Origin of the sequence: Puia dinghuensis, from assembly GCF_014642875.1 — a bacterium.
GTDB lineage: Bacteria > Bacteroidota > Bacteroidia > Chitinophagales > Chitinophagaceae > Puia > Puia dinghuensis.
The window spans coordinates 305,843-320,536 of the sequence record NZ_BMJC01000002.1 but is presented as its reverse complement, the minus strand read 5'-3'; the positions used below and the strand labels follow the sequence as shown (position 1 = coordinate 320,536).

General features: G+C 55.0%; 9 protein-coding genes. 4 read left to right on the top strand and 5 right to left on the bottom strand.

Annotated features, from left to right (window positions below; translation table 11 throughout):
- Positions 1 to 161: 161 nt before the first annotated feature.
- Positions 162 to 1,643: a glycoside hydrolase family 32 protein gene (locus tag IEY39_RS09570; protein ID WP_229688848.1), complete on the top strand. Its 1,482-nt coding sequence runs from the start codon at positions 162 to 164 to the stop codon at positions 1,641 to 1,643.
- A 37-nt stretch (positions 1,644 to 1,680) separates the two neighbouring features.
- Here IEY39_RS09570 and IEY39_RS09565 read toward each other — a convergent pair whose 3' ends face one another.
- The 4 genes from IEY39_RS09565 to IEY39_RS09550 all read right to left on the bottom strand — a co-directional run bounded on the left by IEY39_RS09565 (position 1,681) and on the right by IEY39_RS09550 (position 7,094).
- Positions 1,681 to 3,933 carry an outer membrane beta-barrel family protein gene (locus IEY39_RS09565; protein WP_188930888.1) on the bottom strand — a complete coding sequence of 751 codons (2,253 nt, stop codon included), beginning with the start codon at positions 3,931 to 3,933 and terminating at the stop codon, positions 1,681 to 1,683.
- A 121-nt stretch (positions 3,934 to 4,054) separates the two neighbouring features.
- Positions 4,055 to 4,759, bottom strand: coding sequence for a LytR/AlgR family response regulator transcription factor (locus IEY39_RS09560; RefSeq protein ID WP_229688847.1), 705 nt, complete (start codon positions 4,757 to 4,759; stop codon positions 4,055 to 4,057).
- A complete protein-coding gene (locus IEY39_RS09555) occupies positions 4,753 to 5,991 on the bottom strand; it encodes a sensor histidine kinase (RefSeq protein WP_188930887.1) in 1,239 nt (412 codons plus the stop codon). Before IEY39_RS09555 ends, IEY39_RS09560 begins: the two co-directional genes overlap by 7 nt.
- Entirely contained in the window at positions 5,991 to 7,094 is a 1,104-nt protein-coding gene (locus IEY39_RS09550; protein ID WP_188930886.1) for a hypothetical protein, read from the bottom strand. The genes IEY39_RS09555 and IEY39_RS09550 overlap by 1 nt, the downstream gene beginning before the upstream one ends.
- Positions 7,095 to 7,367: 273 nt before the next feature.
- On the opposite strand from IEY39_RS09550, the gene IEY39_RS09545 reads away from it, so the two are divergent.
- The 3 genes from IEY39_RS09545 (at position 7,368) to IEY39_RS09535 (ending at position 12,829) form a co-directional block, all read left to right on the top strand.
- Positions 7,368 to 10,367: a DUF2135 domain-containing protein gene (locus IEY39_RS09545; protein WP_188930885.1), complete on the top strand. Its 3,000-nt coding sequence runs from the start codon at positions 7,368 to 7,370 to the stop codon at positions 10,365 to 10,367.
- Between the two features lie 79 nt (positions 10,368 to 10,446).
- Positions 10,447 to 11,931 (top strand): hypothetical protein, encoded by a 1,485-nt coding sequence (locus tag IEY39_RS09540; RefSeq protein ID WP_188930883.1) that lies wholly within the window; start codon positions 10,447 to 10,449, stop codon positions 11,929 to 11,931.
- 19 nt (positions 11,932 to 11,950) lie between these two features.
- Positions 11,951 to 12,829, top strand: a complete 879-nt coding sequence (locus IEY39_RS09535) for an inositol oxygenase family protein (protein WP_188930881.1) — start codon at positions 11,951 to 11,953, stop codon at positions 12,827 to 12,829.
- On the opposite strand, the gene IEY39_RS09530 is transcribed toward IEY39_RS09535, so the two are convergent.
- On the bottom strand, positions 12,826 to 14,598 hold the full coding sequence (locus tag IEY39_RS09530) for a PQQ-dependent sugar dehydrogenase (RefSeq protein WP_188930879.1): 1,773 nt from the start codon (positions 14,596 to 14,598) through the stop codon (positions 12,826 to 12,828). The two genes, IEY39_RS09535 and IEY39_RS09530, sit on opposite strands and share 4 nt — an antisense overlap.
- Positions 14,599 to 14,694 lie beyond the last annotated feature (96 nt).

Sequence of the window (14,694 nt, the reverse complement as noted above, 5' to 3'; positions counted from 1 at the left end):
GACAAATTTAGCTGTATTCAATGGGGCCGCCAATATTTTGGTGGTCCAGACGTTTTTGAGTGTTTTGAGCGGGGACTGGTATATGAACTTTTTTGTATATTTAATGAAAGCAATACCCTATGTGTAGAAGCCGATCGTTTCTTTTTGTTGGATTGAGTTTTTTGATCCCAATCCTGGGTGCGGCGCAGCCTTATCATGAGCTGTACCGCCCCGGCTTTCATTTTTCGCCAAAGGAGAAATGGATGAACGATCCCAACGGGCTTGTCCGGTATGACGGTGTCTACCATCTTTTTTTCCAATATTATCCCGATGATATCGTGTGGGGCCCCATGCACTGGGGACATGCGACGAGCAAAGACCTGGTACACTGGCAGCAGCAGCCTATCGCGCTGTATCCCGATAGCCTAGGCTATATCTTCTCCGGCAGCGCCGTTGTGGATTCGATGAATACGAGCGGATTTGGTCAGGGTGGCAAGACCCCGCTGGTGGCCATCTTTACGCATCATGACCCTGCGGGTGAGAAGCGGCATGCAAACGACTTTCAGAATCAAAGCCTGGCGTATAGTCTTGACAAGGGCGCCACCTGGACCAAGTATGCGGATAACCCGGTGTTGAAGAACCCTGGCATCACCGATTTCCGGGACCCCAACGTCAGCTGGTATGCGAAGGGGAAGAAATGGATCATGACGCTGGCAACCAAGGACAGGATCAGTTTCTATTCCTCGCCCGATCTGAAGAACTGGACAAAGGAGAGCGAGTTTGGCGTGGGTGTCGGGTCACATGGCGGGGTGTGGGAATGCCCTGATCTTTTTTCGTTTACCCGTAAGGAGGCCGACAAGGAGAAGACGTACTGGATCCTTTTAGTTAGCAACAATCCCGGCGGGCCCAATGGGGGATCGGGGACACAATACTTTATCGGCGACTGGGATGGCCATACTTTCCGGCCACAGGATACCACTGTCAGATGGGTGGATTATGGCCCGGATGACTATGCAGGTGTGCTTTGGAACAATGCGGGTCGCCGGCGCATCTTTCTGGGCTGGATGAGCAACTGGGATTATGCGCAGACGGTTCCTACCTCTACGTGGCGCAATGCGATGACTGTGCCCCGGAATGTGTTTCTGATGGATGCGGGTGGGAAGATCTATCTTGCTTCGCGGCCAGCGCAGGAGGTGTTGAGCCTGATAAAGCGGAAGGAGACCTTTCGTCATCTTATCGTCGACAGCAGCGGCGACCTGTCCTCGCGGATGAAGGATGATGCGGGCAGGTATGTCCTCGATATCCGCGGGGCCGCAGACCAGAGCGTTGCTTTTGCCTTTTATAATGCTGCGGGCGAGCAGCTGGTGTTTGGATATAACAATGTGAAACAGGAGTATTATATCGATCGGAGCGCTGCGGGGCGGACGGATTTCCATCCGGGTTTTGGCGGCATCTATACGGCGCCGCGTATCAGCCAGGAGAAGGATCTCGACCTGGAGTTTGTGATGGACCGCAGTTCGCTGGAGGTTTTTGCCGATGGGGGATTGACGGTGATGACGGGTGTGTTCTTTTCGAAGCAGCCGCTTACGCGCGTGAAGGTGAATACGACGGACAGATGGATCATCAAAGAGATGAATTATATGGCGGTTGGGTCGATATGGTGAGAGGGCGGCGCCCCGTGAGGGGCGCCGCCTGAGGGTGTTAATTGTTGAGGCCGCCGCCGCCCTGGGCGCCGACGCGTTTGCTTTCTTCTTCGGCGCCGGTTTTGCGGGTGCGGGCCGCCTTGACCTGCGCATTTCCAAACTTATAGGTGAAATAGAGTTTCAGCTGCCGGCTTTCGGTATGGCCGGTGGCGCGGAGGTATTGGCCCGCGAAGTCGCTGACGGCTGTCCAGTGCAACGTGTAGAAGACATCGCTTACCGAGAGTTTTACCGATCCTTTCTTTTGCAGCACGGATTTTGAGATGCCAGCGTCGAGATTGCCCAATGCATGCGTTTTGAATGTCCCCTGCCAGATAGCGGGCGACGTGTAGAAGCCGCTGAGGTCGGCCATCCAGTCCTTACCGATGCGGAAGCTTTGCTGGACGAAGGCGTTTACCGCGAAGACATGCAGGTCTACCGTCCGGCCCGCACCGAAATTGGCGTTGAACAGCGAATAGTAAGCGTTGACGTTGGCAAAGATGCTATACCGGCCCAGCTGCCAGGGGTAACTGATGTTGAGGCTGGTGATATCCTGTGTCGCGAGGTTTTCCTTTATGAGGAATGCCTTCGATCTGTCGATGGTGTCCACCAATTGGGTGAACACGTCTTTTACATGACTGTAATTGAGGGTGGCGACCAGTTTTGTTTTATAGACATAGCTTAACCCCACGCTGTTGGTATATTGCGGGCGGAGGGTGGTGTTACCTTTTCTATACGTGTATTCGTCCAGTTTGAACTCGAAGGGGTTCAGGTCCTGATAGGCGGGTCGGTCGATGCGGCGGCTATAGGTGAGGGTCCATTGTTGGGCGGGGTTTTTGTTATACGTGATAGCGCCGCTGGGGAAGAAGTCGGTATAGTGGCGATTGAAAACCGAGTCATAGGTCTGGTAGCCCGTTATTCCCTCACGGTAGCCATTGCTTGTTCCTTTCGCGTTGGTGTTCTCTACCCGTAAGCCTGCCTGGATGGCCCAGCCTTTGAAGGGCCGGCTATAGTTGGCATATACCGCGTTGATGTTCTCCTTGTATAAGAAGTTGCTGCTGTTGAGGGTGTCCTGGAGTTTTGTAGTGGCTACCACGTCGTATTGGCGGAAGTCGTTGCTGCTGGTGACGTAGGAGGTCTTCAGGCCGAGGTCCAGTTTTCCTTTCTTAAAATTCTGATCGTAATCCGTCTTGAAAGTATAGATATCGATATCGGTGGGCGCCAGCATGTCGAAGATGTCGCTGTACATCAGGCTGCCGCCATCCGGGGTGAAATAAAGGTTGGGCTGAAACTGGTCGCTGTGGATGCGGTAGATGCCATAGTCGCCGTCCATGGTTAGCTCGTGGCCCAGGGAGTCGATATGATGATAGTTGAGATCGAGGTTGCCGTTGTTGCGATAGCCGTGGGCGCTGTTATCCGCCTCAAGAATACGGTTGGGCTGCCGGTTGTCGGTAGTGCCATCGGGAAGATAGTAGATATGGGTATTGGAGGAGGTGGGTATGCTGAAGTTGGTGAGCGAACCATCCACCATTACTCCGAGGGTGTTGTTTTTGTTCAGAAAGTAATCCAGGCCGGTTTTGAAGGTGTGGCTGCTGAGGGTAGGAGTGATGTTCGAATGCTGGTCGAAAAGGGTATCGAGCTGGATCCGGTAGAGGTCCATATGGGTTGTGTTGGTGGTGTTGTTGTAGTTGTAGTTACCGAACCAGTTGAGGTGTGCGTCGCGGTGGTTGAGGGCGAGGCCGCCGTTGTAATTGGAGTGGGTACCGATATAATAACCGCCGGTGAGGGAGCCGTTGTCGCCAAAGGCCTTGTTCTTCCTCAGGCGAATGTTGATGATGCCGGCGTTGCCTGCCGCATCATAACGTGCCGAGGGGTTGGCGATGAGTTCGATGGATTCGATGTCCGAGGACTGCAGGGTTTTTAGGTAGTCGGCAAGATCGGTGCCGTTGAGGGGCACCTGCCGGCCGTCGATATAGATCTTTATGCCAGTCTTCCCGCTGAAGCTGATGTTGTCGTCTTTGTCCACCGTGATGCCCGGCGATTTGCGCAGGAGATCGAGCGCATTCTGGCCGACGGAGTTGGTGCTGCCTTCTACGTTGACGATGGTGCGATCGGCCTTTACTTCGATGGGTGGCTTGCGGCCGTGAACGGTGACGGCTTTGAGGCTGTCGGCCTTTTCGGCGGTGGAAAGGCGCTGGGCGTTGACGATTATGGGTAGTAAGACAGTGTTAAGAGCAAGCAGCAGGATGGTGACGAGTGTGGCGAGTTGTTGCATGTGATTAGCTTTATGGGTGTAAAGCTAACCGGCGGAAAGCGGGGCCGGAGGCGTTATTCGCCGAACAGCTGGTTATTCGCTGAACGGGAGGATTTTGGCGACGAATGACGCTGGTTGCCTGTCACTTGCGGATTTTCCGGAAGACTTCCTGGCGGTGTTCGCGCGAGATGGGGATGAGCTTGCCGTCGATGTCGACGCAATTCCCGTCGATGAGGTTGACCTTGTCGAGGGCGATGGTATAGCTGCGATGGACGCGAGCAAATCCGGTGGAAGGGAGCTTCTCCGTTATATCGGTGAGGGACTGGTAAGTGATGAAGGAGTTGTCGCGGGTGCGAACCCGGACGTAGTCTTTCAGGCTTTCGATGTAGAGGATGTCGGTGATGAGCAGCTTGACGAATTTCTTATCGACCTTGAGGAAGAGATAGTCGTTGGAGGTTGGGTTGGGAGCGGCGGGTTGTTGGTGGGGGCGGCTTTGTTTGGCGAGCTTTTCGAGGGCCTTCATGAAGCGGGGGAAGGCGATGGGTTTTACGAGATAGTCGATGACTTCGAGTTCGAAGCCTTCGACGGCGTAGTCGCGATAGGCGGTGGTGAGGATGATGGCCGGGGGTTCTTTCATCGCTTTCAACAGATCGAGGCCCGAGAGCAAGGGCATCTCGATGTCGAGGAAGATGCAGTCTACCGATCGTTTCTGGAGGAATTGGAAGGCTTCGACGGCATTGCCGCAGCGGGTGATGCTGGTGGCTTCGAGACGCTGCAGATAGTTCTCGATAACGTCGATGGCGAGGGGTTCGTCGTCCACGATCATATAATGCAGGTCTTTTAACATAGCGGCATTTTTAGGAAGACGATGAAGAGCTTGTTTTCCTCGCGGATGTCGAGGGTGTATTTGTCGCCATAAAGGAGATCGAGGCGGCGGCGGACATTCTTCAACCCGATGCCTTTTGTGTCCGGGTCGGATTCCTCTTCGGAGACGGGGTTTTCGACATGGAAGTACAGGTGATTGTCCGTGACTTTCAGGCGGATGTCGAGTTCGATGTTGCTGAGATTGTTCTTGACCCCATGTTTGAAGCTGTTCTCGAGGAAGAGGATGAGGATCATGGGGGGAATGTTGGCCGTGGCTGTCTCTCCTTCGATGGTGAAAACGATGGTGAGGCGCTGGCCGAACCGGAGCTGTTCGACGTCGAGGTAGTTGCGGAGATAGTCGATCTCTTTTTGCAGGGGTACGAGGGGGGCGGTGGATTCGTAGAGCATATAGCTCATGAGATCGGATAGTTTCAGGACGATGTCGGGCGCCTGGTCGGATTTTTTCAGGGTGAGGGAATAGATATTGTTAAGTGTGTTGAAAAAGAAATGGGGCTGGATCTGGGCGCGAAGGAATTTTAGTTCGGTTTCGAGGTAATGTTTCTCTCTTTCTTTTTGGAGCTGCTGGTTGAGGAGGGTATCTTTTACGAATTTTATCCCGGTGGCGAGGCCAAGCGCATAGATGAATTGGATGATGCCGACCAGCCAGATGTTGATGGTGAGGATATGGGGCTTCACTGTCGTGTTGTTTTCCAACCAGCTGTAGTAAGCCTGTTCGACGGACAGGACGAGGAAGGGGCAGAGCATCAGGATGGCGATGAGGGAAAGGATATACCAGGCATATTTCCGCGTGAACAAGAGGCGGGGGATCAGCAGGTAGAGGTTGAGATAGCAAAAGCCGGCCTGGAAGAGGATCATCATGGCCGTCATGAGGTATATGCCGGCGTGGATCTTTTCCCGGAGGTTGGCGTAGAGAGCGATGGTGAGGCCATAATAGCCCAGCCAGAACAAGTGGTGATAGAGCCAGCGTCTTTTCAACAGGCCTTGCGGATACCGGCCTGCGATGAAGGCCGTGTCTGCTGCCGGGATGGTATGAATGGTCGCGTCTGCCAAGGGGATGGCCGGGGTAGGCCGGTTGAGATAAAGGTAGGTTTTTTGGATTTGCGGCAGTGGGTTCTTCGCTGTTTGGCAGTGGTTGCTCGATGAGTGGTATGAAAACGCCGACCACCCCTTCGGGGCGGTCGGCGTCTTGCGCACTATGATTTGCCTTTTGTGGGTTTCAGTCCGCCCACAACATAGCAGGGATGCATTTTGCCGACGCCGGGTGCGGGCCTTGGCATGACCATGGCGATGGGTGGCGGAGTGGTGAGGCGGCAGGTGGGTGCTGGTTCGGGTGTGATGATCGTCGGTTTTTGGACGGGTGGGAGGATTGCAGGTTTTTGGACATAGGTACGCGAGGTGGAAGCCGGAGGTGCGGGTGCAGCGGGTGGTGTTGCTACGGCGACGGGTGAGGGTGCCGTTGCGACGACGACGGATTCGGGTTTGGGTTCGGGTTTGCGGGTCTGCGATGGTTTGCGCGAGGAAGCGGGTTCGGTTGTCACCGGGGGCAGATAGCGAGTATGGCCGGCGGCGAAGGCTTCGTTGACGCTGGGCGAAATGAGATCACCCGTAGTGGAAACGAGGGATGAAGAGAGGGCTGGTGCGGAAGGCCGGCGGGTTGTCTGGTGGGTAGTAAGTATGGGGGCAGGTTCGGCGACGCGGGGCTTGATAGCGGGTTTGGCGGGTACGGCAACCGGGCGTTCGGCAACCTGTGGTTGGGCGACTGGTTGGGCGACGGGTATCGGATCGGCCGTACGGCGCCGGAGAATGAGGACGCCTATGGCGGAAAAGAGCAGCATGACCACAGATCCATGGAGGTGGATCAGGCCTCCAGATGGATATGGTAGGGTGAGATCGGCACGAACTCCGAAAGAGTCGATGCCATTGCTGATATTTTTGGGCATATAGTCCTGGGCCAGATAGAAGAGACCGCCGCCGGCGAGCAGCAGGATGAGTAACGCTCCTAAGCCGGTGAGGGCTTTCCAGACCCTTCCACTCTGGGATATCGAAGGATTATTGCGAATGATCCCTGAGGAAGGGGCGATGAAATAGAACAGCGAGAAGAGGACGGTCACCGGAATAATGTCGATCACCGGCAGGGGAAGGGGGATGTCGAGGAAGACGATCATCGGCCGGATGCTACCCAGGCTGCTGAGCATGGGAAAGATGGGGGCAACGAAGAATTGCTCTACTACTATGGAGATGATCAATAATAGGGTGACCATGAGCAGGTTATTTCTACGGCCGGCTGGGGTAGACATAAAGAGTTTTTTTCGGATGAATTTTTTGGAACTAAATGACCGGGTAGAAAGGAACCATCGGTTTTTTTGTGGGGATGATGTTGGGTATTAGAACGCGATTTTGGGTTGAAGTTATATATAATGATTGCAAAAGAAGAGTTAAAATAACGTCTGTCCTGGCGGACAATCCGCCGGAGGCGGATTTAGGGCGATGAAGTCGGACGGCGCGATACTAACGGCGGAAAAATCGGTTGTGTAATTTTTCGGGCGGCAGCATCTCATAGAAAAAAAGTTATGCTACGCCGACTCTTGTGCTGCTTTATCTCGTGGCTGCCTGTGGTTGCTGCAACCGCCCAAATGCCTTCTCTTTCCACGGATGGGAAGGTTTCTTCCGATGTATATCTGCAAAAGCTGGAAGTGGATGTGTCCATCAACGGCGTCATCGCCACGACTACCTGGACCATGACCTTCAGGAATTCGACCAGGCGTATCCTGGAAGGTGAATTGAACTTCCCTCTGCCGCAGGGCACCAGCGTGTCGCGCTATGCACTGGACATCAATGGCAAGATGCGGGAGGCCGTGCCGGTGGAGAAGGAGAAGGCCACGCAGGTGTTCGAGAATACCGAGCGGCGGCGCATCGATCCCGGACTGCTGGAGAAAGTAGATGGTAATACTTTCCGGACGCGTATCTATCCTATCAATCCGGAAGGGGTGAGGACGGTGCGCATCGGTTATGAACAGGAGCTGTCATGGGAAGACGAGGCCGATCTGCGTTACCGGCTTCCGCTTGCCTTTACCCGGCCGATCGAGTCCTTTAGTATACACATCGCGGTAGCCGGGACGGCCACGAAGCCGCGGTTTGACGAGAATACCGGCGACGCCCTGCAATTCGGTGAATGGCAGCATTCCTGGTCGGCCACGAAGGAATGGAAAGATTATACACCCGATAGGGCGATAGCGATAAGGATCCCGCAACTGCCCGGTGAAGGCGCCATCCAGATGCAGGCAGCGGGCAATCATTATTTCTTTGCCGCGAGTGTCTTTCCGACCGCCAGGACTGTCGAGAAACCGCTGCCGCATCAAATCGCGTTGTTGTGGGATGTCTCGCTTAGCGGGATGCACCGTGATGTGAAGAAGGAGCTGGAACTGCTGGACACCTATTTTTCGAGGCTTGGGAATGTCGAGGTGAACCTGGTGGAGTTCAGCAATACGGTGGGGGCGGTGCAGCGGTTCTCCATTCATAACGGTGACTGGCAGTCGCTGAAGAAAACATTGCAAAATGCTGTTTTCGACGGCGGGACGCAATTCGGGGCCTTGAACCTGGCTGCTTATCCGGCGGATGAGTACCTGCTTTTCAGCGACGGTCATTCCAGCTTTGGCAGCGACCAGATGGGGTTTGGCAGCCGGCCGGTGTATGCTATCGCCAGTTCGGCGGATGCCGATTTCCCCTTCCTGCAATCCATCACCGAGCGCAGTGGTGGGGAGCTGATCAACCTCAATGCGGTGTCCTTGGCGAAGGGTCGCGATCTGTTGTGTACGCAGTCCTTGCATTTCCTGGGGGTGATGCCTGCCGATGGGATCGAAGAATGTTATCCGTCGGTGTCCACGCCGGTGACGGGTGCGTTGATGGTGGCGGGGATGGTGTATAAGCCGGTGCAGAATGTGGTGCTGTTGTTTGGTTATGGTAAGACAGTGACGAGACAGGAAACGGTGGCGCTGGATTATTCCAGGCAGCAGGCTTCGGGTGTCGATCTTGCAAGGGTGTGGGCGCAGAAGAAGATAGCAGAACTCGATACGCGGTATGAGGAAAATTTTTTGGAGATAAGGCACCTGGGGCGGAGCTATGGCATCGTGACACGGAACACTTCGCTGGTGGTGTTGGAGAATATCAATGATTATATCGCTTATGAGATAGACCCGCCGGCCGAATTGCGGGAGGAGTATGACCGGTTGTTGAAGGGGAGGCAGGATAATGACAGGTGGAGGCGGAGGCAGGTGGCGGATCATGCGGAGGAATATTTTAATGAATTGCTGACGTGGTGGAAGGGCGAGGCGCCAAAGGCCCCGGTGCAGAAAGAAGAGACCGGCGCGCGGACTGAGCCAAGGGAGACCCGGACTACGCATGCGTTGCTGGATTCGACGAAAGCGTTGCTGGACAGGGCTTCGGGGGTGGTGGCCAATAGTGCGGCGCCGGGAGATCAGCGGCGGGTAATAATTCGGGGGCTGGCGACTACGACACAAAATGCGGCGGCGGCACCCCAGTACAGATCGAGACCGGCAAATATGGATGAGGCGGTTGTGGTGGGGGGCTCACCGATGGATCTGGAAAAGGATAAGGCGGGGGATGCGGGGACTACCGGTGGAGAGCCGGGGAAGGGTTCTTTTACGGTGTTGAAGACGGAGGCCAATACCCGTTATCTGGACGAGCTGAAGGCGGCCGCGCCTGCCAGCCGGTATGCGGTTTATCTCCGGCTGCGGAAGGATTATCTCAACACCCCGTTGTTTTATTTCCATACGGCGGAGTTCTTCCTTTCGGTGGGAGAGAAGGCGGTGGGTGTGCGTATCCTTTCCAATATCGCCGAGATAGACGCCGAGAATTACGAGTTGTATAAAATGATGGGCTATAAGCTGAAGGAGCTGGGGGAGACGCGTGAGGCCTGTGCGACCTTCCGCCGGGTGCTGGAATGGCGGCCTTTTGAACCGCAGAGCTACCGTGACTACGGCCTGGCGCTGGAGGATGCGGGACGCTATCAGCATGCGTTGGATACCCTCTATCTGGCGTTGACGAAGAATTATGATGTGGCGATCAGCGGGCTGTACCCCGGGATAGAAGAGACGTTGATACCGGAGATAAACGAACTCATCGCCCGGCATAAGGGAGAGCTGGATATCAGCGGTATTCCGCGTAAGCTGTTGGCGGAAATGCCAGTCGATATGCGGGTAGTGCTTAACTGGAACCAGAACAGCACGGATATCGATCTGTGGGTCACCGATCCGGATAACGAGCGGTGTTTTTACGGGCACCGGTTTACGGCGATGGGTGGCAGGATCTCGCATGATTTTACGCAAGGGCTTGGGCCGGAGCAGTTTCTGTTGAAGAAGGCAGTGAAGGGGCGGTATAAGGTGGAGGTGAACTATTACGGGGATACACAAGTCAAGCTGGCGGGGGAGACGACCTTGCTGGTAGAAGTGTATACGCATTATGGTACGCCGCAGCAACAGCGCAGCCTTGTAACGCTGCAGATGAAGCCGGGTTCGAATGGAGCGGTGTATGTGGGTGATTTTGAGTTTTGAGGACGCGGGCCTGTGAAGGGGTCCGGGCGTTGAAGGCTTTGGGGGCGTCCGGTTTTAGCCTTATTTTTGGCCGGAACCTATGTTGAAAAAATTGATACAGGACTGGAGATGGACGACGGCGGCATGGCTGACTGTCGTCCTTCCTATTATGGCCATAGAATGGATCGTTTTCAAGTGTTGCTATCCCTATGCCGACTTTTTTACCGATTCTTATAGTTATATCCAGGCTGCAGCGCAAGGGGATCTGATCAGTTTCCGGCCGATAGGGTATTCGGTGTTTCTTCGGCTGGTGAGGGTGTTTACATCCAGCGATACGGTGCTGGTGACCCTGCAGTATGCGCTGGTGCAGGGGGCGACGCTGGGGCTTGTGTTGTCGCTGCGGCGGTGGTGTGGACTAAAGGAGCGGCCGGTGGGCGTGCTGATGGCGTTTGTGCTGCTGAACCCGGTGATACCCTATGTCTGTAATTATGTTTCGAGCGATGCCTTGTTCATCGGCCTGAGTCTTATCTGGCTGACGGTGTTGATGGGGATATTGCGGGAGCCGGCCTGGTGGCGCATCTGGCTGCAGGTGGGGCTTTTGTTCGCGATACTTAACACGCGGTATGTGGCGCTCTATTATCCTGCCGTGGCGGCCCTTACGGTGTTGCTGACGAAGCGGGGGGCCGGTTTTAAGATTTGGGGTGTGGCGCTGAGTGTTGGGGTGGTGGTGGCCGGAACGCTGGGGATCAAGGAGATCACGAAGCGGGAGACGGGCGCCGATCTGTTTTCGGCGTTTAGCGGCTGGCAGATCGCCAATAATGTCCTTAACCTGTATGAACATATCCCGGTGGATACGGCCGGGCTGCCTTCGCCGGAATGCCAGGAGCTGGCGGGATATGTCCAGCGGTATTTTCAGGCGGGGCGACGACAGGCGGATACAGGGCAGCATATGATAGGAGCGGCGGAGGTGGATGAGACGTCGTCGGTGACGACGATGTACATGTGGGCGCGGACCAGTCCGTTGCATCAGTATATGAAGGCGTACAAGCAGCAGAACAAGTTGTCTTATTTCACAGCCTGGAACAGGGTGGGGGTTGTTTTTTCGCAATATGGCTATTTTGTTGTAAGGCGACATCCTTTTGCATTTCTGCGTTATTATGGATGGCCGAGCACAAAGACCTTTTTTCTGCCAGGCCTCGATGTATTTGCGGTGTATAATGAGGGGCATACCGAAGTGGATGAGGTGGCGAAGAACTGGTTTCACTATCCAACGCTGCGGCCGAAGGTGGTATCGGCGACCATCCAGGCGCGGCTGCTGGCGCCGATGCCGTGGATCGCGCTGTTGTTGAATCTTTCGTTTATCGTTGTGGCCGCGTTGCTCTTGCCGTCGCGGGCCCTGCGGCTGCGTGATCCGGTGTTTACGGGCAGTTATGAACTTGTCTCGGCTTTCCTTCTTGCCAATGCATGTTTTTGCATTTTCGCATCGCCGAGCGTGTTTCGTTACCAGGTGTTGCCGATGATCCTGTTGTTTGTTTTTACGGTGAGCGGGATTTCAAAATCCCGGATTTTTTTCGTACCTTCCTAGCTAAAATTTAGCGCAACTGATGCAACCAATTAATTCAACCGAAAAAAACCCATTGTCTTCTCTCGATGTATGGGAAGACGATCTGTTGGAGCGATATCCGGACCCCGAGTCGATCGCCAAAGGCAAGACGACGGAAGAGTATCGCAATTATGAGACGCCGGGCCGTGATTCGGTGCGGGAATTCTACCGGCTCAACCATATGTACCAGACGTATGAATTCGTGCAGCAGAAGAGGGCGGAGTTTCTGCCTTTCGACAAGAAAGAGATGTCGGTTTGGGATGCTTTCGATTTTCTCAATCAATTAGTGGATGATAGCGATCCGGACACCGATCTGGATCAATTCCAGCATCTGTTGCAGACTTCCGAGGCGATCCGCAGGGATGGGCATCCCGATTGGATGGTGCTGACGGGGCTTTTCCATGATATGGGGAAGGTTCTTTGTCTGTTTGGCGAGGCGCAATGGGCGGTTGTCGGGGATACGTTCCCGGTGGGCTGTGCCTGGAGCGACAAGATCGTGTACCCGGAGTTCTTCCAGTTGAACCCGGACAAGGATGTAGAACAATATCAGACCAAATATGGGGTCTACAGCCCCAATTGCGGATTGCGCAATGTACATATGTCCTGGGGGCATGACGAATATGTCTATCACATGCTGAAGGATTATATCCCCGAGGCCGGGTTATATATGTTGCGTTATCACTCCTTTTATTCGCAGCACCGCGAACATGGCTATGACCATCTGATGGATGATCATGACCGGGAGATGTTCAAGTGGGTGAATCTTTTCAATCCCTACGATCTTTATTCCAAGAATCCCACCCCGCCGAATTGGACGGAGCTGAAGCCGTACTATGAGGACCTGGTGGCGAAATATCTGCCCGCAAAAATAAAATTCTAACGAACTGTTGCATTACGCACCCTGGTCACCTCTTCGGAGAGGACCGGGGTGTTTTGTTTATTGAAACTCCTTTCCACGTAGGTGAGGATAGAGGCGATGGCGTGGTCGTCGAGGAATGCGCCGTGTGCGGGCATGATGCCGTTGAAGGTCTTTCCATTTACCTTTATTTCGCCCTGCAGACCGTGCAGGAGGACGCCGATGAGGCGGTTGTGGTCGCCTGTCACCCAGTCTGAATTGACGAGTGGGGGATAGCGATTGTTATCGCCTTTGCCGTCGCGCTGGTGGCAGCTGACGCAATACGAGCCGTACAGGATATGGCCGGCCATTTCACCGCCCTTGCCCATGTTATCCTTTATTTCGTCGGGTGTCTTGATGTAGGTGCGGGATTTCCGGCCTTCCATGCCGGCTAATTGGGCATCACCGAAGCTGTGCTTATCGCCTTTGAACATGACGCGCCATATCTTCCCTTTATTCGATTCACAGATGTAGAGTGAGCCGTCGGGACCTTCCGCCAGACCCATGGGCCGGTAGACGGCGTCGCTGGTGTTGACGACGGTGTCTACGCCGGTGAAGCCATCTGCGAAGACTTCCCATTTGCCGGTGGGCTTGCCGTTGGCGAACGGAACGAAGCAGACGATATAGCCGGCCTGGGGATAGGGAGAGCGGTCGGTGGAGCCGTGGAAGGCGACGAAGGCGCCCTGTTTATATCTTTCCGGGAACTGGTTGCCCTGGTAGAAGAGCAGGTCCATGGGCGCCCAGTGACCGGGGAAGGCCATGAGGGGTTTGTCGAAGGATGCGGCGCGGCCGATGGTTTTTCCGTCGCCGCCATAGGCCGGTTGCAGGATGTTCTTTTCCTGCATCTGGTCGTAATACGCATAGGGCCAGCCGAAGTTGGAGTTTTTAGTGACTTTTAGCAGGGGTTCGCCGGGGAGGACGGCTGCCTGCCAGGGGGTAAAGATGGCGGGGTAGCGGGTGTGGAAGTTGTCCATGCCGTTCATGACTGCGTAGAGGCTGTTGTCGGCGGGGTTCCAGGCGATGCCGAGGACGCTGCGGATGCCGGTGGCGTATTTGATACCATCCTTTTGGGTCTGGCCGGTTTTGGCGGCATCGAACTGCCAGATGCCGGCGTGCCATTCCAGATCGGGGGAGGGGTCGAGGCCTTTACCGCCTGGCATGCCAGCGGGGCCAGCTGTTTTCATGTCCTGGCCGCCGTCGTCAGGAGCGCCGAAGGGAATGTACATATGGCCCTCGTTGTCGAAGGCGAGGGGCTTTTGGCTGTGCCAGTGACGGAAGAGCCCGGAGTCGGTGTCGGTGAAGATGATCTCGGGTTTGCTATCGGGGAGCAACTGTCCAGGAATGAGCTTGTTACGCAGGACGTATCTAACCGTCGATGTATAGAGATAGCCGTCATGGATGGACATGCCGGCGGGTAGGCCGCCTTCGTCCTTGTAGTCGCCGAAGTAGGCGAGGATGTCGGCTTTGCCGTCGTTGTCGAGATCGCGGAGGCCGACGGTGCCGCCGTGGCTGTGCAATAATTCGTTGTAGGTGAGTTTGACGTAGATGTCCCCGTTGTCATTGACGGCGAGGTGTCGCGCCCGACCGATGCTGTCGACGACCACTACGGCTTCGAAGCCGCCGGGCAGGAGGAGGCCGCCGTTGTTGCGGTCACCTGGGGGTAGGGGCTGATCGGGTTTTTTAGGATTGTTGCATTGGAGGGTGAGGGCCGCTATAAAAAGAGGCAGGACCAGGAAAAGGATGGGTTTGTTCATAACCAGGACGAGCGAAGGTTGTGGTGTGCGATTTATTTGCAATTAAATTTAGCGAAATTTTCAGTTTTTGCAGGGTTTGGGACGGAAATGGGATGA